Source organism: Parasphingopyxis algicola (assembly GCF_013378075.1).
GTDB classification, from domain to species: domain Bacteria; phylum Pseudomonadota; class Alphaproteobacteria; order Sphingomonadales; family Sphingomonadaceae; genus Parasphingopyxis; species Parasphingopyxis algicola.
In genome coordinates, this window is the sequence record NZ_CP051131.1 from 3,486,467 (window position 1) to 3,509,699 (window position 23,233).

21 protein-coding genes are annotated in these 23,233 nt (G+C 64.3%); 13 read left to right on the top strand and 8 right to left on the bottom strand.

Annotated elements, in window-relative coordinates; genetic code table 11:
- Positions 1-352 precede the first annotated feature (352 nt).
- Positions 353-1,726, bottom strand: coding sequence for a glutamate--cysteine ligase (locus HFP57_RS17005; protein ID WP_176870910.1), 1,374 nt, complete (start codon positions 1,724-1,726; stop codon positions 353-355).
- A 107-nt stretch (positions 1,727-1,833) separates the two neighbouring features.
- Complete coding sequence (locus HFP57_RS17010) at positions 1,834-2,580, bottom strand: 16S rRNA (uracil(1498)-N(3))-methyltransferase (protein ID WP_176870911.1); 747 nt, start codon at positions 2,578-2,580, stop codon at positions 1,834-1,836.
- Positions 2,581-2,646: 66 nt separating this feature from the next.
- On the opposite strand from HFP57_RS17010, the gene ubiA reads away from it, so the two are divergent.
- The 3 genes from ubiA to HFP57_RS17025 are packed head-to-tail and all read left to right on the top strand — an operon-like array spanning position 2,647 to position 5,721.
- Complete coding sequence (gene ubiA / locus HFP57_RS17015; RefSeq protein WP_176870912.1) at positions 2,647-3,558, top strand: 4-hydroxybenzoate octaprenyltransferase; 912 nt, start codon at positions 2,647-2,649, stop codon at positions 3,556-3,558.
- Positions 3,559-3,602: 44 nt separating this feature from the next.
- A complete protein-coding gene (locus HFP57_RS17020) occupies positions 3,603-4,949 on the top strand; it encodes a TldD/PmbA family protein (protein ID WP_176870913.1) in 1,347 nt (448 codons plus the stop codon).
- Positions 4,942-5,721, top strand: coding sequence for an inositol monophosphatase family protein (locus tag HFP57_RS17025; RefSeq protein WP_176870914.1), 780 nt, complete (start codon positions 4,942-4,944; stop codon positions 5,719-5,721). The genes HFP57_RS17020 and HFP57_RS17025 overlap by 8 nt, the downstream gene beginning before the upstream one ends.
- A 6-nt stretch (positions 5,722-5,727) precedes the next feature.
- Here HFP57_RS17025 and HFP57_RS17030 read toward each other — a convergent pair whose 3' ends face one another.
- Together HFP57_RS17030 and HFP57_RS17035 are read right to left on the bottom strand one after the other, a co-directional pair.
- Complete coding sequence (locus HFP57_RS17030) at positions 5,728-6,144, bottom strand: CoA-binding protein (RefSeq protein WP_176870915.1); 417 nt, start codon at positions 6,142-6,144, stop codon at positions 5,728-5,730.
- A 35-nt stretch (positions 6,145-6,179) separates the two neighbouring features.
- A complete protein-coding gene (locus HFP57_RS17035) occupies positions 6,180-6,944 on the bottom strand; it encodes an Mrp/NBP35 family ATP-binding protein (protein WP_246263687.1) in 765 nt (254 codons plus the stop codon).
- A 301-nt stretch (positions 6,945-7,245) separates the two neighbouring features.
- On the opposite strand from HFP57_RS17035, the gene hflK reads away from it, so the two are divergent.
- From hflK to HFP57_RS17055, 4 genes are all read left to right on the top strand, one after another.
- Complete coding sequence (hflK, locus tag HFP57_RS17040; protein WP_176870917.1) at positions 7,246-8,379, top strand: protease modulator HflK; 1,134 nt, start codon at positions 7,246-7,248, stop codon at positions 8,377-8,379.
- Positions 8,376-9,248: a protease modulator HflC gene (gene hflC / locus HFP57_RS17045; RefSeq protein ID WP_176870918.1), complete on the top strand. Its 873-nt coding sequence runs from the start codon at positions 8,376-8,378 to the stop codon at positions 9,246-9,248. Before hflK ends, hflC begins: the two co-directional genes overlap by 4 nt.
- Positions 9,249-9,364: 116 nt before the next feature.
- Positions 9,365-10,921, top strand: coding sequence for a Do family serine endopeptidase (locus tag HFP57_RS17050; protein WP_176871385.1), 1,557 nt, complete (start codon positions 9,365-9,367; stop codon positions 10,919-10,921).
- A 114-nt stretch (positions 10,922-11,035) separates the two neighbouring features.
- Positions 11,036-12,628, top strand: coding sequence for a helicase HerA-like domain-containing protein (locus tag HFP57_RS17055; RefSeq protein WP_176870919.1), 1,593 nt, complete (start codon positions 11,036-11,038; stop codon positions 12,626-12,628).
- Here HFP57_RS17055 and HFP57_RS17060 read toward each other — a convergent pair.
- Entirely contained in the window at positions 12,625-13,041 is a 417-nt protein-coding gene (locus tag HFP57_RS17060) for an acyl-CoA thioesterase (protein ID WP_176870920.1), read from the bottom strand. The two genes, HFP57_RS17055 and HFP57_RS17060, sit on opposite strands and share 4 nt — an antisense overlap.
- A gap of 218 nt (positions 13,042-13,259) precedes the next feature.
- Here HFP57_RS17060 and HFP57_RS17065 point away from each other — a divergent pair, with 218 nt between their 5' ends.
- The gene (locus HFP57_RS17065; protein WP_176870921.1) at positions 13,260-14,771 is read left to right on the top strand and encodes a ComEC/Rec2 family competence protein; all 1,512 of its coding nucleotides are present in this window, start codon (positions 13,260-13,262) and stop codon (positions 14,769-14,771) included.
- A 1-nt stretch (position 14,772) separates the two neighbouring features.
- Here the strand turns inward: HFP57_RS17065 and HFP57_RS17070 are convergent, their stop codons facing one another.
- Positions 14,773-15,861 (bottom strand): glutathione S-transferase family protein, encoded by a 1,089-nt coding sequence (locus HFP57_RS17070; protein WP_176870922.1) that lies wholly within the window; start codon positions 15,859-15,861, stop codon positions 14,773-14,775.
- Positions 15,862-15,864: 3 nt separating this feature from the next.
- Positions 15,865-16,311, bottom strand: coding sequence for a preQ(1) synthase (gene queF / locus HFP57_RS17075; RefSeq protein WP_176870923.1), 447 nt, complete (start codon positions 16,309-16,311; stop codon positions 15,865-15,867).
- A gap of 171 nt (positions 16,312-16,482) precedes the next feature.
- Between queF and HFP57_RS17080 the strand changes: the two genes are divergently transcribed.
- The 5 genes from HFP57_RS17080 to HFP57_RS17100 are packed head-to-tail and all read left to right on the top strand — an operon-like array spanning position 16,483 to position 22,718.
- Positions 16,483-17,709, top strand: a complete 1,227-nt coding sequence (locus HFP57_RS17080) for a hypothetical protein (protein ID WP_176870924.1) — start codon at positions 16,483-16,485, stop codon at positions 17,707-17,709.
- Positions 17,710-17,757: 48 nt separating this feature from the next.
- Entirely contained in the window at positions 17,758-19,293 is a 1,536-nt protein-coding gene (locus HFP57_RS17085; RefSeq protein ID WP_176870925.1) for a cryptochrome/photolyase family protein, read from the top strand.
- A 58-nt stretch (positions 19,294-19,351) separates the two neighbouring features.
- Entirely contained in the window at positions 19,352-20,197 is an 846-nt protein-coding gene (gene sseA / locus HFP57_RS17090; protein WP_176870926.1) for a 3-mercaptopyruvate sulfurtransferase, read from the top strand.
- Positions 20,194-21,396, top strand: coding sequence for a cystathionine beta-lyase (gene metC, locus HFP57_RS17095; RefSeq protein WP_176870927.1), 1,203 nt, complete (start codon positions 20,194-20,196; stop codon positions 21,394-21,396). The genes sseA and metC overlap by 4 nt, the downstream gene beginning before the upstream one ends.
- Positions 21,384-22,718 (top strand): mechanosensitive ion channel family protein, encoded by a 1,335-nt coding sequence (locus tag HFP57_RS17100; RefSeq protein WP_246263218.1) that lies wholly within the window; start codon positions 21,384-21,386, stop codon positions 22,716-22,718. Before metC ends, HFP57_RS17100 begins: the two co-directional genes overlap by 13 nt.
- Here the strand turns inward: HFP57_RS17100 and HFP57_RS17105 are convergent.
- The gene (locus HFP57_RS17105; RefSeq protein WP_176870928.1) at positions 22,715-23,056 is read right to left on the bottom strand and encodes a hypothetical protein; all 342 of its coding nucleotides are present in this window, start codon (positions 23,054-23,056) and stop codon (positions 22,715-22,717) included. The two genes, HFP57_RS17100 and HFP57_RS17105, sit on opposite strands and share 4 nt — an antisense overlap.
- Positions 23,057-23,233: the final 177 nt, after the last annotated feature.

Consider the following 23,233-nt stretch of genomic DNA (forward strand, 5'->3'; position numbering starts at 1 on the left):
CGCCGGCTCTTTGACCCCGTCGATCCCCAGACCAGTGCGTCCTATTGGACACGGTTGCGCGCTCGCCTGTGGCGAATAGGACGCAGGGTTTGCCCGGCGCGTGTCAACCGGATGGGACCTTAAGCCGGCCCTGCGTGTAGAGTATGTCAACTTATTCAGCAAAACCGCGCTTTTCCTGAGCCGTCATTGCGAGGAACCCTTCGGCTGGTTGGCAAAGCCAGCCGCTCAGGATGAACTGGGCGACGCGGCAATCCAGAGCTTCAAGCGCTGTCGCTAGCTGTTCTGGATTGCTTCGCCCTGCACAAGACCGGGCTCGCAATGACGGTATGCGTTACGGAAAGCTGCCGCCCGCCTAGAAACTCTCTTCCTCGTAGACGCGCGTTACATCGCCGTTCCATGCGCCATGATAGCGTTCGAGCAGGCTTTCGGCCGGCGTCTTGCCGCTCGCGACGATCTCGCGGAGCGGGTCGAGGAAGCCGCTTTCATTGTCGCCGCTGCCGTTGAGGCGCGCGCGGGCGCTAAGCCCGGCGGTGGCGATGTCGAGGATTTCGGGCGCGATGTCGCCGAGCGTCCGGCCGCCCGGCACCGGCGCCTTGAGGCCGAGCTTCGGCACGCTGTCGCGCAGCGCCTCGCGCTCCTCGAGCGACCAGGGTTTGACGATGTCCCAGGCCGCGTCGAGCGCCGCCTGATCGTAGAGCAGCCCGACCCAGAGCGCGGGCAGCGCGCAGATCCGGTTCCACGGGCCGCCGTCCGCGCCGCGCATCTCGAGAAAGCTTTTGAGGCGGACCTCGGGGAAGATCGTCGAGAGATGGTCGTTCCAGTCGTCCAGCGTCGGTTTTTCGCCGGGCAGGATCGGCAGATCGCCGTTCAGGAAGTCGCGGAAACTCAGGCCCGAGGCGTCGAGATAGTCCCCGTCGCGATAGGCGAAATACATCGGCACATCGAGCGCGAAATCGGCATAGCGTTCATAGCCGAACCCGTCCTCGAACACGAAGGGCAGCATGCCCGTGCGATCCGGATCGGTGTCGGACCAGATATGGCTGCGGAACGAAAGGAAGCCGTTGGGCTTGCCCTCGGTAAAGGGCGAATTGGCGAACAGCGCGGTGGCGAGCGGCTGAAGCGCGAGGCCGACGCGGAATTTGCGCGCCATGTCCGCCTCGCTCGCATAGTCGAGATTGGTCTGGATCGTGCAGGTCCGGAGCATCATGTCGAGGCCGAGATCGCCCTTTTTCGGCATGTAATCCAGCATGATCTTGTAGCGGCCCTTGGGCATGATCGGCAGCTCGTCGCGCCGCTTGTCGGGCCACATGCCGAGGCCGAGAAAACCCTTGCCGGTCTTCGCGCCGATCGCCTTGACCTGTTCGAGATGGCGGCCGGTTTCGGCGCAGGTCTCGTGCAGATTGTCGAGCGCGGCGCCGGAAAGCTCCAATTGCCCGGCGGGTTCGAGGCTGACCGTCCCGTCCGCGCCCTTCATCGCGATGACCTTGCCATTCTCCTCGATCGGCTCCCAGCCGAACTCGGTCAGCGCGAGCAGCAGGTCCCGAATGCCGCCGGGCTCTTCATAGGAGGGCGCGTGCAGATCGTTGCGGCAATAGACGAATTTCTCGTGTTCGGTGCCGATCAGCCATTGATCGGCGGGTTTTTCGCCGTCGGCAAAGACCTCGAGCAACTGCCGGCGATTCTCGATGATCGGCGCGTTGCTTTTTGAAACTGTCTTTGTGCTCATGAATCGCCCTTAGCGGCCTTGGCGGCTTCGCGCCAGTGCAGCAAGGCTTGGGCGGGTGCAAGAAATCGCTGCCCGGTCGGTACGTCGCCCGCCGCCCGGCGGAGCGGTTAATTCCAGTCGCCGCGTCCGGCCATCCAGAGGCTGATGGCCGCCGCCGCGGCGGTATCGGCGCGCAGGATGCGGGGCCCCAGCGATACCGGCACCGCCTGGGGCAGGGCGCGGATCGCCTCATCCTCCCGTTCGGTAAACCCGCCCTCGGGGCCGATCAGGATCGCCGCGGGCCCGTCATGCGCTACAAGCGCCTCGCCGAAGGATCCGCCGCCGCGCTCGGCGGCGTAGAACAGCGTTCGCTTCTCGGGCCAATCGGCAAGCAGCGCGTCCAGCGAAACCATCTCCGCGAGCTCGGGAAGCGCCGTGCGCTCGCATTGTTCGGCGGCTTCGATCAGGTGCGATTTCAGCCGGGCGGGTTTCAGCTTGTCGACGATCGTGCGCTGCGTGCGGACGGGAAGCAGCCGCGCCACGCCCAACTCGCAGGCCTTTTCGACGAGCCAGTCGATCCGGCCCTTCTTGATCGGCGCGAAACACAGCCAGAGATCGGGCACGTCCTCGCGATCCCGCAATTTGCCTTCGACCCGCAGCACAGCGTCGCGCTTGCCGATATGCGCCAGTTCGGCCAGCCATTCGCCGGTCCGGTCGTCGAAGAGCTTGATCTGGGCGCCCGCCTTGAGCCGCAATACCCGAACGAGATAATTGGCCTGCGCCGCATCGATGACGATCTCGCCGTCTTCCTCGAGCGTCGCGTCGATGAAGAGCCGGGGCAGGCTGTCGGGTGGCCAGGCGGGGGTGGCGGGCATGCGATGCTCTTAAACCCACCGCGCCAAGCTTGTCCAAACCTTGCTTGAGCGGATAGGGCCGTTGCCATGGAAGCGGATTCGTCAGTCCCCGATACCGAACGCCATTGGCTGATCGCCGCGCTGCCGCGCGCGGCCCGGCCGTTCGGGCTGCTCGCCCGGTTCGACCGGCCGATCGGCTGGTGGCTGCTGTTCTGGCCGTGCGCGTGGAGCGTGGCATTGGCGGGCGGCGCGGTCGGGCGCTGGGACCTGCTCCTCTGGCTGTTGCTCGGTGCGATCTCCATGCGCGGGGCGGGCTGCGTCTATAACGATATCGTCGATCGCGATCTGGATCGAAAAGTGGAGCGGACGCGTTCCCGTCCGCTGGCGAGCGGGCGGGTGTCGCTGCGCGCGGCCTGGGTCTGGCTGGCGCTGCTCTGCCTGATCGGTCTCATCGTATTGCTGCAGTTGCGCTGGGAGGCGCAGCTGGTGGCGCTGGGCAGTCTGCTACTGGTGGCCGCTTATCCGTTCATGAAACGGATTACCTGGTGGCCGCAGGCCTGGCTCGGACTGGTTTTCAGCTGGGGCGCGCTGGTCGGCTGGGTGGCGATAACGGGCGAACCCTCGCCCCCCATGGCCTGGCTCTATGCCGGCGCGGTCTTCTGGGTGATCGGCTATGACACCATCTATGCGCTGCAGGATATCGAGGACGATGCGCTGGCCGGTGTGAAGAGCACCGCGCGGCGGCTCGGCCGGCACGCGCGGTCCGGTGTCGCGCTATTCTATGGGCTCGCGCTCGCCTGCTGGTGCCTCGCCGTCTGGCAGATCCGGCCGCAATGGCTGGGGCTCGCGGCTCTCCTGCCGGCTGCCTTGCACCTTGCCTGGCAGGTCGCGACGCTGCGGCCGGACGACGGCGACGAGGCGCTCGCCAAGTTCCGCTCGAACCGCGAGGCGGGATTGCTGGTCGCACTCGCCTGTCTCGTCGTGGGAGCGACCGCCTGAGCCGCGAGGGTGACAAGGCTGCGTCGCCTCCCTAAATCGCCTCCATGCTAACCGTCACCGAAGCGCAGGCGCGCGTCTCCGATCTAGTCGCATCCGCAAAGAAGGCCGGCGCCGATGCCGCCGATGTCCTGTACTCCGGAGGCGTGTCCACCGAAGTGCAAGTGCGCCTCGGCGAACTCGAGGACGTCCAGCGGTCCGAAGGCGAAGAAATCGGCTTGCGGTTTTTCGTCGGCCGGCGCTCGGCGAGCGTGTCGTCCTCGGACCTGTCGGACGCGGCGCTCGCGACCCTGGTCGAACGCGCGGCGGCCATGGCGCGCGAGGCACCCGAAGATGCTTATGCCGGGCTTGCGCCGGAAGATCGGCTGTTCACCGGCGAACTGCCCGGTCTCGATATCGACGACGGCCAGGATGCCGCTCCCGAAATTATGCGCAGCCATGCGCTGGAGGCGGAAGATGCGGCGCGGGCGATCGATGGCGTGACCAACAGCGAGGGCGGCGGCGCATCGGCGGGTCGCTCGATCATGGCGCTGGCAACAAGCCACGGTTTTTGCGGCGGCTATCAGGCGTCGAGCTATGGCTGCTCGGCCAGTGTGATTGCCGGTGAAGGCGGCGCGATGCAGCGCGACTATGCCTATCGCACGGCGCGCCATTTCGAGGATCTCGACAGTCCGGCCAGCATCGGCCGTCGCGCGGGCGAACGGACCGTCGCCCGGCTCGATCCGGCCAAGCTTGCGAGCGGCGCCATGCCGGTGGTATTCGATCCGCGGGTTTCGGGCGGACTGCTTGGCCATCTGATCGGCGCGATCACTGGCTCGGCGATCACGCGGGGCACGAGCTTTCTGCGCGACAGCCTGGAGGAACAGGTCTTTTCCAAGGGCGTGACAGTCCGCGACGATCCGCTCCGGCGGCGCGGTTTGCGGTCGCGGCCTTTCGATGGGGAGGGCCTGCCGGTCACCGACCGCGCGATCATCGACGACGGTGTTCTCACAGGCTGGCTGCTCGACAGTGCGTCGGCGCGACAACTCGGCCTCGAACCGACCGGCCATGCGAAGCGCGGGATCGGCGGACCGCCGGGCGCGGGCGCGACCAACCTTCACCTCGAAGCCGGCACAGCGACGCGGGACGAACTGATCGGCGACATCGATCAGGGCGTCCTGGTCACCGAACTGATCGGCATGGGCGTCAATCCGGTGACCGGCGACTATAGCCGCGGCGCATCCGGCTTCCTGATCGAGAATGGCGCGATTGGCGCTCCCGTCGCCGAAATCACGATCGCGGGCAATCTGAAAGACATGTATCGCGAACTGACGCCCGCAAACGATCTCGAATTCATTCGCGGCGTCAACGCGCCGAGCGTCCGGATCGAGGGCATGACGGTCGCCGGTGCCTGAGGTTACGCTCGACGCGATCGCCGATATCGCCGCCGAGGCTGCCGAAAAAGCTTGCGAACGCTGGCAGGGCGAGCTGGAAATCTGGGAGAAATCGCCCGACCATCCGGTCTCCGATGTTGATCTGCTCGTCGATGATTTCCTGCGCGAGCGGCTGGCCCAACTCGATCCGGCGGCCGGCTATCTGTCCGAAGAAACGACCGATACCGCCGCCCGGCTCGGCAAATCGCGGGTCTGGGTGGTCGATCCGATAGACGGGACGCGCGATTTCATCCGTGAACGCACGGGCTGGTGCGTATCGGTCGCTCTGGTCGAGGATGGCCAGCCGATATTCGGGGTGCTGGAGGCGCCGGCCCGGAACGAACGCTGGATGGCGGCCGCGGGGCAGGGCGCCACACGCAACGGCTTGCCGCTCGGTGTCAGCGGCCGGACGGAACTGGCCGGCGCGCGGGTGCCGGCCCACAATATCCCCAAGACCGACAGTGATCTCGTGGCGGTGGGACAGCCCAATTCGATCGCGCTGAGGATCGCCATGGTCGCGGCGGGCGAGGCCGATCTCGTGGCGACTTTGCGCTGGGGCCATGAATGGGATGTCGGCGCCGCCGCGCTGATCGCCCGCGAGGCCGGCGCGACGGTGACCGATGCGCTCGGGGCTCCCCTGATCTTCAACACCCATGCGGCCGAGGCCTTCGGCGTGCTCATTGCGACACCGGAAATTCACGCCGCGGCCCTCGCGCGCCTTTGCGAGCGCGCCGAACAATTATCGATCCGATAGCCGGTCCTAAAGCCCTAGCCGCGGCATTTCCTGCGCCGGGCATTTGTCCATCACGACTTTGAGCCCGGCCGCTTCGGCCCGGCCCGCAGCGGCTTCATTGACGACGCCGATCTGCATCCAGACCGATTTCGCGCCGGCCGCGATCGCCTGATCGACCGCGTCGCCGGCCGCCTCGCTGTTGCGGAAGATATCGACCATGTCGATCGGCGTGCCGATGTCCGAAAGATCGCGCAGGACGGTTTCGCCATGGATCCGCTCGCCGGCAATTGTCGGATTGACGGGAAAGACGCGAAAGCCCTTGCCCTGCAGGAACTTCATGACGCGATGGCTCGCGCGGTCGGGTTTGTTCGATGCGCCGATCATCGCGATCGTCTGGGTTTTGGCGAGCAGTGCGGTCAGTTCTTCGTCGCTGGTCAGCGGCATCGGCGATCTCCTTTGTCTGAAACGGGAAGCGGGCGCTATCGATCCATCCAGTCGGCCAGTTTCCCGGCTATGCCGTTGAAGGCATCCGCACCCTTGCCGCTGCTGGCGGCCGGGGGAACACCCTCGTCCGAGGCAAGGCGGATATCGAGATCGAGCGGTATCCGGCCGAGGAAATCGAAACCGAGCTCCTGCGCGGCCGCTTCGGCGCCGCCGGTGCCGAACGGATCCGACACAGCGCCGCATTCGGGGCATTCGTAACCGGCCATATTCTCCACCAGGCCGACGATCGGCACACCGGCCTCTTCGAACAGATGGATCGCGCGACGCGCATCGATCAGCGCGAGATCCTGCGGCGTCGACACGATGATCGCGCCGGCGGGCTTGTATTTCTGGACCATCGTCAGCTGCACATCGCCGGTGCCGGGCGGCAAATCGATGATCAGCGTTTCGGTGTCGCCCCAATCCGCATCGATCAGCTGGCCGAGCGCATTGCCCGCCATCGGTCCGCGCCATGCGATCGCCTGGCCGGGTTTGACGAGCTGCCCCATGCTCAGCATCGCGATGCCATATTCGGTCTGCACGGGCACGAGCTTCTTGTGCTCGTTCGCCGTCGGCTTGCGGTCTTCGGCGCCGAGCAGGCGCGGTTGGGACGGGCCGTATATGTCCGCATCGATCAACCCGACGCGCAGTCCGCGCCGTGCGAGCGCGATGGCGAGATTGGCCGACAGGGTGGACTTACCGACGCCGCCCTTGCCCGATCCGATCGCGATGATCCGGCGGGCCGTGCGTTTGCTCGTCATGGCGACGCGCACCTGGTCCACGCCCTCGACTGCGACCAGCTCGCGATTGATATCGGCCTCGAGAAGCGCCCGTTTGTCGACATTTATATCGGTTACGTCGAGAATGACGCTTGCGATCCCGTCGGCGAAGCGCGGCGCCGGAGCGCGACCTGAATCGATCAGGCCCTTGCCGGAGAGCGGGTCGGCGATGGCGTTGAGGGCGGCGGCGAGTTGGTCTGCGATGTCGGTCATGCCGATCAAATAGGAAGCTCTTCACCAAATGACACTGTTTTTCCCGGAAAGGCTTCCTATAAAGAGAGCTATGAGCCTTTTTACCGGTGTAGGCGCGCGGATTGGCGCCATGTTGAACAGTGAGGGCCGTGGCCCTTGGGGGGGCCGCGGTAGCGGCGGATCGGGCGGTAACGGCTCGGGTGGCGGGGGCGATGACGGCCCCAAAAACCCGTGGTCGCAACCGCCGCGCAAACGGCCGTCGGGCGGACAGTCCGGGCCGACGGCGCTCGATGAACTCCTCAAACGCGGCCGCACGCAATGGGGCGGTGGCGGAGGCCGCGGTCCCGACCTGCCGACCTTTGGCGGCCGGCCGATCTGGTTCTGGGCGATTATCCTGCTGGTCGTCCTATGGATATTCTTTACCTCGTTCCATCTGGTCGGTCCGCAGGAACGCGGCGTTCTGACCCGCTTCGGCAATTATGTGGGCACCTATCAGCCGGGCCCGAACTTCTCCTTCCCGGCGCCGATCGACCGGGTGCAGATCATCGATGTCGACAATATCCGCACGATCGATATCGGCGGCGGTGGCGAAAACGCCGAAAACCGGGTGCTGACCGGCGACCAGAATATCGTCGATCTCGCCTATCAGATTCGCTGGAACATCAAGGAGCCGCAGAACTACCTGTTCCAGATCGTCGATCCCGAAGCGACGATCCGTGAGGTTGCCGAAAGCGCGATGCGCGCGGTGATGGCGCGGGTTACGCTCGACGATGCCATCGGCGCCGGCCGCGGCGAGATCGAGCAGCGGGTGCAGGTCCTGATGCAGGACCTGCTCGACGGCTATGGCGCCGGCGTGCTGGTGCAGGGCGTGGCGATCGAGGAGGCGGACCCGCCTTCGGCCGTGGAAGAGAGTTTCCGCCGCGTGTCGGCCGCCCAGCAGACCGCCCAGACCTATCTCAACAACGCCCGCGCTTATGCGCAGCAGCTGACCGCGCGTGCCCAGGGTGAATCGGCGGCTTTCACGCGCGTCTACGAAGAATATCGTCTGGCGCCCGAAGTGACGCGGCGGCGCATGTATTACGAAACCATGGAGCGGATCCTGGCCAGCGTGAACATCACGATCGTCGAGGCCGACGGCATTACCCCCTATCTGCCGCTGCCCGAAGTGCAGCGCCGGGTGCGCCAGCAGGCGACGCCGGTTCCTGATGCGGGAGACGCGCAATGAGCATTGCAAGCCGCGTAGCGCGCAATCCGATCGCCTATGCCGTTCTCGGCGTCGTGATCCTGGTGACCATTTTCAGCGCCTTTTCCATCGTGCCGGAAACCCGTCAGGCGGTGATCGTCCGGTTCGGCGAGCCCGATCGGATCGTCAATCGCTATCAGCCGGGTGAGACGTTCGGATCCGGCAGCGCGGGCCTGATGGCGCATATTCCGTTCATAGATCAGGTCGTGTGGATCGACCGGCGGATCCAGAATGTCGAAATGGAGCGGCAACAGGTGCTGTCGACCGATCAGCTTCGGCTGCAGGTCGACGCGTTCGCCCGCTACCGGATCGTCGATCCGCTGCAAATGTACATTTCTGCGCGGACCGAGGACCGGGTCAGCGAAGCGCTGCGGCCGATCCTGGCCTCGTCGCTGAGGAACGAGCTCGGCCGTCGGCCCTTCGCGGCATTGCTCAGCCCCGAACGCGGCCAGGTGATGCAGAATATCCGGGAGAGCCTGAACCTCGCGGCGCGCCAATATGGCGCGGAGATCGTCGATGTGCGGATCAAGCGGGCCGATCTTCCCGAAGGCCAGCCGCTGGAATCGGCCTATCGCCGGATGCGTTCGGCGCGCGAACAGGAAGCGCTGACCATCGAGGCGCAAGGCGCGAAACAGGCGCAGATCATCCGGGCCGAAGCCGACGCGGAAGCCGCGCGCACCTATGCCGAGGCGTTCGGCGCCGATCCGGCTTTCTACGATTTCTACCGGGCGATGGAGTCCTATCGGGCGACGTTCGGGATCGACCGGCCGGCGGGCCCCGATGACGGCGAGGCGGCGATCGTGATGTCGCCGGACAACGAATATCTGCGTCAATTCCGTGGACAGCGCTGACAGTTCGACGAACGGCAGCGCCGTCCCCTATGTTCAATATGTGTTAAGACGCTATTCCGCAGCTAACAGACAGGTGTCGTAAACGGATACAGCGAAGAGATTGGAGAATTATGGCCGTGCGTTACGCTTATGCGATTACAGGAATTCTATTGGCCGGGGGCACAGCAGCGACGCTGACGCTGCAGCAGCCGGTCGGAGCCCAGGTCGCGCAGAATGCTCCTGCCGCCATGCCCCAGGTCAGCGCGCCGGGGAGTTTTGCCGATCTGACGGAACGGCTCGCGCCCGCCGTCGTCAATATCTCGACCACGCAGACGATAGAGGTGCAGCGCCGCAACCCCTTTGCCGGCAGCCCGTTCGACGATTTTTTCCGGCAATTTGGTCAGCGTGGTCGCGAAAACGGTCCGATCACGCGCGAAGCGACGTCGCTCGGCTCCGGTTTCATCATTTCCGCCGACGGCTATGTGGTTACCAACAACCATGTGATTTCAGCCCGCGGCCGCAACGGACAGCCCGGTACCGATCCTGTGGATACGATCACGGTGACCCTGTCGGATCGTACGGAGTATGAGGCCCGGATCGTGGGCCGCGATCCGTCGTCCGATCTGGCCGTGCTGAAAATCGACGGAAACAATCTTCCGTTCGTCCAGTTCGGCGATTCGGACGACCTGCGCGTCGGCGACTGGGTATTGGCGATCGGCAATCCCTTCGGTCTGGGGGGCACGGTAACCGCCGGTATCGTTTCGGCCTTGCAGCGGACGATCGGGCAAGGCGGCGCCTATGACCGCTATATCCAGACCGATGCCTCCATCAACCAGGGTAACTCGGGCGGCCCGATGTTCGATATCGAGGGCAATGTCGTCGGCATCAACAGCGCGATCTTCTCGCCGACGGGCGGCAATGTCGGTATCGGCTTTGCCATTCCCGCGTCCGAGGCCCGTCCGATTGTCGAGACGCTGCAGCGCGGCGAGCGCGTCCAGCGCGGCTATCTGGGCGTGTCGATCCAGCCTCTGGGCGACGATATTGCCGATTCCCTCGGCCTGCCGCGCAACCGCGGTGAGATCGTCGCGCGTGTCGAGCCCGGCGAAGCCGCCGAACGTGCAGGCATTCGCCAGGGCGATGTGATCGTGAGCGTCAATGGCCGCGACGTGACGCCCGACGAGACCCTGTCTTATATTGTCGCCAATCTGTCGGTCGGATCGCGGGTGCCGATCGTCCTTATCCGCGATGGTGAACGCATTCGTGTGACCGCGACGATGGGCGAACGCCCGACCGATGAAGAGCTTCTGCGGCGTGCGCAGGAGGGCCAGGAGGAAGACGAAGGCCTGGAAGAGCCCACCAAGGAAGATCCGGGCAGCGATGAATCCGAAGCGACGATGGACGCGATCGGCATCGGCTTCCAGACCCTGACGCCGCAGATTGCACGCCAGCTCGGCATTGACAGCGGCGTGCGCGGGTTGGTCGTGAACCAGGTCGATCCGTCGAGCGACGCTGCGCAAAAGGGCATCCGCCGCGGCGACGTGGTTCTGTCGATCAACCGGACGGCAACGCTCGAGCCAGGGGATGCGGTGCGTGTCATCAGCCAGGCGCAAAGGGCCGACCGCAGTTCGGTGCTGCTGCTGCGCCAGCGCGGCAACTCCATTCCGCTCTATATCGGCGTGGACATCATCGAATAAGGCTTACGGCCCCGCCGGCGGGATATCGGCGGGGCGTGTCAGTCGCACGGTTGCGCGGCTTGCATCGCCAATCTGGCCGTCTATCGTTTCCCGAGATTCGAAGGGGGCGTATCGATGGATGAATCGGCTGGTATCTTTCTCGGCAAGGGCGGCGGCGAAAAACAGTATCTGAACCTCGCCCGCGCCAACCGGCACGGCCTTATCGCCGGTGCGACCGGAACCGGGAAGACCGTGACGGTTCAGGGGCTCGCGGAGAGCTTCTCGCGTGCCGGCGTTCCCGTGTTCGTCGCCGATGTGAAGGGCGATCTGTCCGGTGTGGCGATGCCGGGGAGCGAGGATTTCAAGCATCATGACAAGCTGATCGAACGGGCCGAGGAGATCGGTCTCGAAGACTATCGCTATGCGGACAGTCCGACCATCTTCTGGGATCTGTACGGCCAGAAGGGCCACCCGATCCGCACCACCATCAGCGAGATGGGGCCGTTGCTGCTCGGCCGGCTGATGGACCTGTCGGATGCGCAGCAGGGCGTGCTCGAGATCGCTTTCCGGTTCGCCGATGACGAAGGCATGCTGCTGCTCGATCTCGAAGACCTCCAGGCGATGATGGTGGCGACGGCGGAACATGCCAAAGAGCTGTCCGCCCAATATGGCAATGTTTCGAAGCAAAGCGTTGGCGCGATCCAGCGCAAACTGTTGCAGCTCGACAATCAGGGCGCAGCGGAATTTTTCGGCGAGCCGGCGCTCGACATCGACGATTTCTTCCGCAGCGATGGCCATGATCGCGGTTTCGTGAATATATTGATGGCTGAAAAGCTGATGGAGAATCCGAAGCTTTACGCCACATTCCTGCTCTGGCTGATGAGCGAATTGTTCGAAGCGATGCCGGAGGTCGGGGATCCGGACAAGCCCAGGCTCGTCTTCTTTTTCGACGAAGCGCATCTGCTGTTCGACGACGCCCCCAAGGCGCTTCAGGACAAGATCGAACAGGTCGTGCGGCTGATCCGGTCCAAGGGTATCGGCGTTTACTTCATCACCCAGAATCCGATCGACATTCCCGAGGAGGTGGGCGGACAGCTCGGCAATCGCGTCCAGCATGCATTGCGCGCCTTCACGCCGCGCGACAAGCGGGCGATCAAGGCGGCTGCCGAGACGTTCCGCATCAATCCCGATCTCGACGTCGAAACGGCCATTACCGAGCTCAAGGTCGGCGAGGCCCTGATCTCGACCTTGATGGAGGATGGCGCGCCGTCGCCAGTAGAGCGCACGCTGATCCGGCCGCCGCGTTCGCGGATGGGGCCGATCTCGACCGGCGAAAGGGCCGCGATCATCGCCGCCTCGCCGATCGGCGATATCTATGCCGAGCGCGTGGATCGCGAGTCCGCTGCCGAGGTGCTCGAGCAGAAGGCGCAGGATGCAGCGGAGACCGCGAAGGAAGTCGAGGAAAAGGGCGAGAAGGCCGTGCGCCAGCGCCCCCGCCGGAGCAAATCGCTATGGGCCAGGGTCGGGCGCGCCGCTGCCGGCGCCGCCGCAGCTTCGGCCGGCGCTGCGCTGGGCCGCCGGATGTCGGGACGGACGAGCCGCGCCAATCCGACCGCATCGGCGGCAAGCGCCGCCGGCAGCACGATCGGCAATGAAATCGGCCGTGCGATCGGCGTGCCGGGTGTCGGCCGCTTCGTGCGCGGCGTGCTCGGCGGATTGTTGCGCTAGCGCTCGTCCTTGCCGGGCAGGAACAAGGCGGCGATTTCTTCGGCGATGCGGGCCGGGCGCAACGTTTCCGCGTCGATACAGCACCAGCGCGACTTCACTTCGGCCAGCACTTCTTCGCCGCGCTTGATCACCGTATCGTAGAAGGCGCTTGCGCCCTGCACCTTTTCGACGACCACGGAGGCGATGACCGTGTCGTTCAAAAAGGCCGGCTTGCGATAGGTGATCTCATGCTTGAGCGCGACCCAGAGATGCTCGGCGACGGCCTGGGGCGGCGCAATCTTCTGCCAATGGGCGAGCACGGCTTCCTGCACCCAGTTGAGATAATTGGCGTTGTTCACATGGCCCATGAAATCGATGTCGTCGGCATCGACGGCGATCGGATGGTCGTGGCGGGGCAAGGCGGTGTCGGTCACGGTGGCGCTACTCGGTTACGGTGGATTTCATTCTATAGCTTACAATCATGTCAGTAAAGCGACGATGAACGCGTGGCGCCGGTTCTCCGATACGGAGCGGGCCGGTGCTGCGCCCTATCGGAAATCATGCTATCGTCCGCTGCATTGAGCCATCTTCGGGGCGCATGAATCGGTTGACCGGCGGCGAGCGCCATCGGGCAGGATCATGGGAGAGGGCGATGACGCACAAATTTGTCGATCTGCGCAAAGACGGAAAACACACGCATCTATACGATGCCATCGACGGCAAGAAGGTCCGCGAGGTGCTGTGGGGCGACTGGCTGACGATAGACGGGCCGCCGAGCCAAGGCTGGCAGAAAGTGATCTGGTCGCCGAATAATCCCCGATACCGCCGCGAACTGTTCATCCCCGAAGACCATCTCAGCGATCATCGGCCGCTGGAAATCATCTTTCTCGATGTCGGGCAGGGAGACGGCGCGGTGCTGATCACGCCCGAGACCGACCAGGACGAGCGGGTGCTGGTGATCGATGCGGGCATCGACGACAATATGCACCGGTTCCTGCGCAAGCGGTTCGGCGGCTATCGCGACCTTCATTTCGATGCGGCGGTCCTCACCCATCCGGACCAGGATCATTATGGCGGATTCAGGCCGATCTTCGACGATCCCGATTTCCGCTTCAAAAACCTCTACCATAACGGGCTGATCGAACGCGCCGTCTCGGGCAGTTTCGTAAAGATCGGCGGGAAAACGCGCGATCCGGTCGCACGGCGCAGCTATGTGACCGATATCCGTTCGGACCGGAACAGTATCGCCGCGCTCTATCCGCAGGGCGCGCCGATCGACGACTACGAGTTCCCGCCGCTCATGCGATCGGCGCTTGCGATGCAGGGACTCGAATTCGCGATGCTTTCCACCGAGCATGGTGTGCTCGAGCACGGCAAGCGGTACGTGCCCGGTTTCGCGCCGTCCGATGCACATCCCTATCAGATCGAGATATTGGCGCCGGTCTGCGAGTTCGACGGCAATGGCGATCCGCGCCTGCGTGTGCTCGGTAGCAGTTATGGCAAGACCAAGAACGGCCATTCGGTAATATTGCGGCTTCGCTACAAGGAATTTTCGGTGCTGTTCGGCGGCGATCTCAACAAGGCCGCCGAAAAATTCCTGCTCACCCATTATGCCGGGATCGAGGGTTTTCCGGACAAGGGCACGCAGGACTATGGCGACATGGTCGAGGATGCGGCCGCCCATTGGCGGTCGGATATCATGAAAGTCTGCCACCATGGCGCGGCCGATGTAACGGACGCCTTTCTCGAAACGGTCAATCCGGCCTGCTTCATCATCTCGTCGGGCGACGAGGAGGGGCATGTCCATCCGCGGCCTGACCTGCTCGGCCGGCTGGGAAGGTTCGGGCGCGGCAAGGCGCCGGTGCTGCTGTCGACCGAGTTGCAGCGCTCGAGCCGCGAGAAGGAGGACGAGAAGATCGTCGACCGGATTCGCCGCACGATCGAGAAGACGGGTAACGGGCTGACCGAAAACCAGCAGGAAAAGCTGCGCGACGACGTGACGAAGCTCGCCCGGGTCAATGTCGATGTCTATGGCGCCATCTACCTCAAATCGGACGGCGAACGGCTGATCACCGCGTTCAAGATCGAGCAGCCGTCGATGAACAAGCGCTGGTTCTGGTTCGAATACCGGTTCGATTCGCGCGGCAGGCTCAGCGTCGTCTGAGCTAGTCGGACTGGCTGAGGATGTGATGTTCGAACCTGACCCGCCGGGGCAGCTCGAAATCGCGAAAGCCCGCTCCATCGACTTGGTCCAGCAGCGCGTCCGCGGCCGCTTTGTCGCGCCCGTGAAGCGCGCGATAGAAATCGAGCGGCCGCTGGAGCATCCACAGGTTGAAGGTCATGGCGGCACGCTGGCCCGTCTTCCCGCCGATCGCAAAGTCCACAAAGCCGACTGCGCGCGGAACGTCGGCATCGGGATTGGCGTCCGCCCAGCCGGCATAGGCGATGGCCACCGATTGAAGATGTGGCACATGCTCGGTCATGATCCGCTTGAGGATCGGAAGGAGCGTATCCGGGATCGCGTCGTCTGCGAGGAATTCACCGGACAATGGCGTCTCTACATCGATCATCCGTTCCACCCAGCGCGCGACATTCGGCGCCAGCCTCTTCATCAGCTTGCCCGATTCCGGGTCGCGATAGAGATGCGCATAGAGCGGGCCGATCAGGCCATAGTCGCCGATCGAGGGGCGGGAGCCGAGCAGATAGTCATGCGCCGCGAAATGGGTATCGAGCCCGGACAGCAGGCCTTCATAACTCGCCTCGACGCCGGGAATGGTGTCGGGCGTAATACCGAGCGCGGGGATGAATCCCTTGAAGCGGGCGCCGTTCTCGCGGCCCTTGGCATCCTGTTCTTCCGGCGTCCCGTCGGGCAGGGCGACCTTGCCGAACTCGCCATAGACCCAGTCTTCGTTATAGTTCCAGCGATAGTGCATCGCCGGGATCACCAGCCATTCGTCGCCATAGAGTTCGAACAGCAAGGCGACCATCCTTTGCACGGGGCCGTCGGGATAGACGGACGGGCCGTCCGTCCGCTCCTCGAAATGGTCGATGATGCAGGTCGTATCCTGCAGGATCGTCCCGTCGTCGGTCTCGACGACCGGCATGACCGGCCGCCCGACATTGGGGATGATCACGCCCTTCATGATATCGGGCGTCGGCAGCACCTCGCGATAGTCGATGGCTTTCCAGTCCAGATAGGCGCGGGCCTTTCCCGAATAGAGCGAAAGCGGGGCGCCGTAGAGGATATGGGTCATCGCTCAGCCGCGTCCGCGATAGGGGGCCACGCCCTGGTCGGGGAGCCACAGGCCCTCCGGCGGTGGACCCGACTGCCAGAAGACGTCGATCGGGATGCCGCCGCGCGGATACCAGTAGCCGCCGATCCGCAGCCATTGCGGCTGCATCTCTTCCGTCAGGCGCTTGCCAATGCCGACCGTACAATCTTCGTGGAATGCCTGATGGTTACGGAAGCTTCCGAGAAACAGTTTTAAAGATTTGCTCTCAACGATGGTCTCGCCCGGGGCATAGTCGATCACGAGATGTGCGAAGTCGGGTTGGCCCGTGACCGGGCACAGCGAGGTAAATTCCGGGGCGGCGAAGCGCACGAGATAAAGCTCGCCCGGCCGGGGGTTCGGGACGTAATCGAGCGTTGCCTCTGCGGGCGAGGACGGGAGCTCGGACGTCTTGCCGAGATGCGTGGGTTCCATGGGCGCTCGTCTAGTCGATTTGCCGCTTCATGTCATTCCTGCCGCTCGGTTCATCGGCGATTAACCCGCATCCGGCTTGGGCTGGGTCGTCATCGTGCGTGGAACGGGTTAGGCCCGGCGCGCATTGATGCCCCGGCCAGGATAGGCCGAAACAGGATAGGGACGCGACCGGTGCGACGGCTTTTGGGATATGGACTCGCATGCGCGATCGGCGCGGCTCTGCCGCTCGCTGGCGCGCTCGCGCAAGAGGTGGACGACACCGAAGCGGTCGCCCGGCAAGCGCCGGTGTTCGACCTGCCTGCCGGCCGGACGCGCGAGCGGCCGCAGCCCGACGTTCAGGGCCCCCGTGCGCCGGGCGTCTCGCCGCCCCGCCTCCTCGGCGAAGACAATGATGCCGCGGCCTCGGAAACCCCGCCCGTCGAAATCGCCCCGATCGTTACGCCGCCGCCGTCCGATACGGCGCCGGTCGCGACCGAGGCGCAACCGGACGCGGCCCCGGCTTCACCATCCGCGCCGCCCGCAGCGGTCGCGCAGGCTCCGGTGGCCGAGCCCGATGCCATGCCCGCCGATCCGCCTTCGCTACGGTCCTCCGAACTATCCCGGCCACCGGCCGCATCCGCACCCGAACGAATGACGGAACCGACTACGACGACCGGGGATCCCGCGGACTCGCCATGGTGGATATGGCTGGCCGGCATGTTCATGCTTGTCGCCTTCGTCGCGGCCGTGCGCATCGTGCGCACCCGCCGGTCGTGGGAAGCGGAGGAGGTGCCCGAACCCGCTCCGCTGGTGCGGAAACCGCCGGAACCTGCAGCGAGGCCGGAACCGGCCCCCGAGCCCGTGGCGCCCCCGCCCGCACCGGTCGAGCCTGCGGCATCGGCCGACCAGGCCCCGCTTGCCGACGGAGACGCGCCCACGCGCATCGAGGTCGATTTCCAGCCGCTGATGGCGCGCCTGTCGACGCTCGGCCTGACGCTCGGCTATCGGCTCCGGCTGCACAATATCAGTGACGAGCCGCTGCGCGATGTGTCGGTTCGGCTCGGCATTCGCTGTGCCGATGATGGGCCACTGAATGCAGCCGCCGATGCGGAGCCGCCCTGTCTTGCTATCGATACGCTAGAAGCCGGGGCGACGCAGACGCATAGCGGCGAGATCCGCCTCGATCCGCAAACCTTCCGGCCGCTGCAGTCGCACGGCGAGCCGATGCTGGTTCCAATCGTCGACATGATGCCGCGTTATCGCGACGGCGAGGGTGTCGTCCACGAGATGCACGCGACGATGCTGGTCGGACGCGAACTGAAGCCGCCCCGGCCCAAGATGCAGCCCTTCTGGCTCGAGCGCGGTTTCGGTCAGTTCGGTGCGCTGGGCTGCCGGATGCTGAGCGTGAAGACCGCCTGACCGTTCGGACGGGTTGACCCCCCGAGCGCGCCGCGCGAACTGGGCGCAATGCCAGATAAAGGCCCCATCCTGATCCCGATCCTGGGCGACCAGTTGAGCCGCGGCATATCCTCGCTCGACGGCGTCGATCCGGACGACGCGGTGCTGCTGCTGATGGAGCTGGACGAGGAGACGGGCTATGTCCGGCACCACAAGGCGAAGATCGCCTTCATTCTCTCCGCCATGCGCCACCATGCAGAGGATATGCGCACGCGCGGCTGGACCGTCGACTATGTGAAACTCGACGATCCCGATAACAGCGGCAGCTTTTCCGGCGAAGTCGCGCGCGCGATCGAGCGGCATGGGCCGTCTCGCATTCGCGTTACCGAGGCAGGGGAATGGCGCGTCAGGGCGATGATCGAGAAGTGGGAGGACAAGTTCGAAATACCGGTCGAAATCTGTCCCGACACGCGCTTTCTATGTGATCACAAGGAGTTCGAGGACTGGGCCGCGGGCCGCAAGCAGCTCCGCATGGAATATTTCTACCGCGAGATGCGCCGGAAAACCGGACTGCTGATGGATGGCGACGATCCCGAAGGCGGCAAGTGGAATTACGACCAGGACAATCGCAAGCCCGCCGATCCCGATCTGTTCATGCCCAAGCCGATATCCTTCCGGCCCGACGACACGACCCGGGCCGTGCTCGATCTGGTCGCAGAGCGCTTCCCCGATCATCCGGGCAGTCTCGATCATTTCCAGTTCGCGGTAACCCATGAAGAGGCGCTGCGCGCGCGCCGCCATTTCCTCGACGAGTGCTTGGCCCGCTTCGGCGACTATCAGGATGCGATGCTGACCGGCGAGCCTTTCCTCTACCACTCGCTGCTGTCGCCGTATCTGAACGTTGGCCTGCTCGATCCGCTCGATCTGTGCCGCGAGGCGGAGAAGAAATACGTGCAAGGCGAGGCGCCGCTCAACGCGGTCGAGGGCTTCATCCGGCAGATCATCGGCTGGCGCGAATATGTGCGCGGTATCTATTGGCGCGAGGGCCCGGACTATGCCGCACGCAATTTCCTCGACGCCGAACGCGACCTGCCCGACTTCTACTATTCGGGCGAAACCGACATGCATTGTCTGTCGCAGGCGATCGGCCAGACGCTCGACCATGCCTATGCCCATCACATCCAGCGGCTGATGATCACCGGCACCTTCGCGTTGCTCGCCGGGATCGATCCGCGCCAGCTCCATATCTGGTATCTGGAAGTCTATGCCGATGCCTATGAATGGGTCGAACTTCCGAACACGCTCGGCATGAGCCAGTTCGCCGATGGCGGGCTGCTGGCCTCGAAGCCCTATGCGGCTTCAGGGAATTACATCAACAAGATGTCCGACTATTGCAGCCATTGCCGTTACGATGTGAAGGCGAAGACGGGCGCGGATGCCTGCCCGTTCAACGCGCTCTATTGGGACTTTCTCGCCCGGAACGAAGACAAGCTCGGAGACAATCGCCGTCTCGCCATGCCGTACCGGACATGGGAGAAAAAGGAGAAGGGCGAGAAGATCGCCTTGAGAAACAGCGCGCGGGCCTTTCTGGAATCCCTCGACTAGCCCGGCCCCCAAAGCTAAGGATTGGGAGACTCGAAACCCAGGCAGGAAATACGCACATATGGAAATGCTCGTCTCGACCGAATGGCTCGCCGGAGAATTGGGGGCAAGCGATCTGCACATCATCGATGCGACGCAGTTCCTTCCCGATGCCGGCCGCGATGCGAAGGCCGAACACGGCTTCGAGCACATCCCGGGTGCCGTGTTCCTGGACCTGGAAGAGGTGCGCGACACGTCCAATCCTGTTCCCGGCATGCTGCCATCGGCCGAAAAATTCGCGAGCCGGATGCAGTCTCTCGGGATCGGTGATGGCAGCCGCATCGTGATCTATGACAATTCGCCGCTCCACAGCGCGGCGCGGGCCTGGTGGATGACAAAGGACGTGTTCGGCGCGCACAATGTCGCGGTGCTCGATGGCGGGCTCGCCAAATGGAAGGCCGAAGGCAATGCCGTCGAGCAGGGCAAGCAGCAGGTTCGCCACCGGCATTTCACGCCCTTCCATGACGACAGTTCCGTGCGCGACCTGGCGGCGATGAAGGCGCTGGTCGGATCGGATGATACCGAAATCGTCGATGCGCGGCCGGAAGATCGCTTCCGGGGCGAGGGCCCCGAGCCGCGTCCGGGCGTCGAACCGGGCCATATTCCCGGCTCCAGGAACGTACCGCATGCGACGCTCTTCGACGACGACGGGACGTGGAAGCGCGGTGACGATCTCAAAGCCGCGTTCGAGGCCGCGGGCGTCGATCTCGAAAAGCCGATGGTGACGACCTGCGGCGGTGGCACGACGGCAGCAGTCTTGCTGTTCGGTGCCAAGTTGCTCGGCAAGACCGACGTCGCGCTCTACGACGGCAGCTGGGCCGAATGGGGTAGCCAGTCCGATACCGAAAAAGCGACGGGAGCCGCGTGAGCGGCGGCAAATCGGATACCGAGCTGCCGACCCGCCTCGTTACAGGCGGCCGGCGCAGGGAATGGACGGGCGCCGTCGTCAATCCGCCGGTCTGGCGGGCCAGCACGCATCTGTACGACAGCGTCGCCGATCTGCGCGCCGGCAAGGCGAGCAACGAGGACGGCCGCTTCTTCTATGGCCGGCGCGGATCGCCGACCCAATGGGCGCTGGCCGAAGCGCTGACCGACATGGAGCCCGGCGCGCACGGGACGATGCTGTTTCCCTCCGGCGTGGCCGCGATTGCCTGTGCCTTGCTGGCCGTGCTCCGGCCTGGAGACGTGCTGTTGATGGCCGACAGCAGCTATGATCCGACGCGCATCTATGCCGAGGCGTTTCTCAAGAAATGGGGCGTCGAGACGCGCTACTACGATCCGCTGGTTGGCGCCGGTATCGCCGATCTGATCTGCGAGCAGACGCGCGCGATCCTGATGGAAAGCCCCGGCAGCCTGACCTTCGAGGTACAGGATGTGCCCGCGATCTGCGCCGTGGCGAAGGAGCACGGGATCACGACGCTGCTCGATAATACCTGGGCCGCTTCCTATTTCTTCCGCGCGATAGAGCATGGCGTCGATATCGCGATCCTGGCGGGCACTAAATATATCGTCGGGCATAGCGATGTGATGCTCGGTTCGGTGACGACCCATGAGAAATACTGGACGCGCGTTCGGCGGACCGCGCAGCAGCTCGGCCAGATCGTGTCGCCGGACGACGCCTATCTGGCGCTGCGCGGTCTGCGCACCCTCGACGTTCGGATGCGGCAGCACCAGGACGGCGGGCTAGCGGTGGCGAAATGGCTGGCCGACCAGCCGCAGGTGGCCCGGGTCCTTCACCCCGCGCTGCCGGATTGTCCCGGTCACGAACTCTGGCGGCGCGATTTTTCCGGCGCCGCGGGGTTGTTCTCCTTCGTGCTGGACGGCGGCGGCGAGGAGGCGATCGCCGCCCTGATCGACGATCTCGCCCTGTTCGGTATCGGTTACAGCTGGGGCGGCTATGAGAGCCTCGCATTGCCAATCGATCCCACGCCGGACCGGACGGCCACCCGGTGGAAAGCGGAAGGACCGCTGGTGCGCCTCAATATCGGTCTCGAGGATCCCGATGACCTGATCGCCGATCTTGCGAAGGGACTGGAAAGGTACGAGAAGGCCGCATGCAGGAGATAATCGCACTGCTGACGCGAGCGGGCATACCGCTGCCAGAGGATCTCAACTGGCTCGCCGCGATCATCGGTTTCACGATCGTCGGCGCCGGCATGGCGTTGGGCTGGGTCATCAGCCGGCTTGCCGGCCGGCATCTGCGCGGGTTCTGGGAACGGGTCGCCGGCGAGCGGGCCGAGGGGCTGGCCGACCGGATGATCCGGATCATCTATCACGGGTCGGTGTCGATCGTCCTCGCGATCGCGTTTTTCGCGATGGACTGGTGGACTTTTACCGATCTCATCATCGGTGCGGGCTGGGGCCTGTGCGCGGGCTATCTCGTCTGGCACATCGTCTGCGCGACCAATTTCGCCCGCTGGATCGCTCTGGCGTCCGGAGTTTTCACCTTCGCCGTGATCCTCAGCAATGCCGTCGGCGGGCTGGAGCGCGTCTCCTTCGTCCTCGACCGGATCGGCGTGACGGTCGGCGACAACAGGATTTCGCTCCTCACGGTCCTCGTCATTGCGATCACTGCGCTCGCGTTGTTTGCCGTCGTGCGCATCATCCGCCGGATCGTGAGCCATTCGATCCAGCGGTCGAGCGGTCTCGATCCGGCGCAGAAACTGCTCGCCGACAAGCTCGCCCTGATCGCTATCGTCGTCGCCGCCTTCTTCATCGGCATCGATATTCTCGGCATCGACCTGACGGCGCTCGCCTTTTTCTCCGGCGCGCTCGGTCTCGCCGTCGGTTTCGGCATGCAGAAGACCTTCGGCAACCTGATCGCCGGCATCATCCTGCTCATGGACCGGTCGATCAAGCCGGGCGATGTGATCGCGGTCGGGGAAAGCTTCGGCTGGGTCAACAAGATCGGCGTGCGCGCGGTTTCGATCATCACCCGCGACGGCAAGGAACATCTGATTCCGAACGAAAACCTGATGACCGAAGAGGTGGAGAACTGGTCCTATTCGAGCCTCGAAGTGCGCGTCCATATCGAGGTCGGCGTCTCCTACAATTGCGACATCCGGCTCGCCCAGGAAATCATGATCGAGGCCGCGTTGGACTGCAAACGGGTGCTCAAAAGCCCCAAACCCAATATCTGGCTCAAGGAGTTCGGCGACTCCTCGGTCAATTTCGATGTCCTGGTCTGGATCAAGGATCCCGAGAGCGGCGTGGGCAATGTCCGTTCGGACATCCTCAATCGCATCTGGTGGAAGTTCAAGGAACACGATATCGAAATCCCGTTTCCGCAGCGCGACCTGCACATTCGGGACTGGCCCGACGGGAAACCGAAGGCGCTCGGCGGCGAAGGCGTCAAGGAACCCGAATCGGCGGAAGCCGAAAAAAGCTAGATTCCGACGAAACGGCCGAGCCGGACGATCTGCCGACGCAGATAGCGCGCCAGTTCCGCGGCGGCGGCAGATGCATCGGCGCCCTTGCCGAGCAGGGCCTGCGCGCCCGCCGTTGCGGCGTCGGCTGTCTCGTCGGCCACCCTGTCGAACTCCTGCTTGGCGATGCCGGGCAAATTTTCCAGGGCCCGGCACAGGGCCGTCTCGTCAGGAACGTCCATCGTGTCGGGCTGATCCGGTGCCATTTGCTCGACGACCGCCAGCACAGCGTAGAGCTGTGGAATCCGGTCGGGCCCTGCCGATGCAACCGCCGGTGCAGCAATCTCTTTATGCGCGGTCATTGATGATATCCCTCCATCGCATATGCCAGTGTCGCACCAAGCCGCTAATATTTGCCTAAGCCCATTGCAGCGCACCAATCATGTTGCAGTGCAGCAACATTCTCTATCTTTTTTACGAGAGTCTTTGAAATATCATTGTGTGCAAGTGCGAATGTATGCATCATCCCTATCAATCAC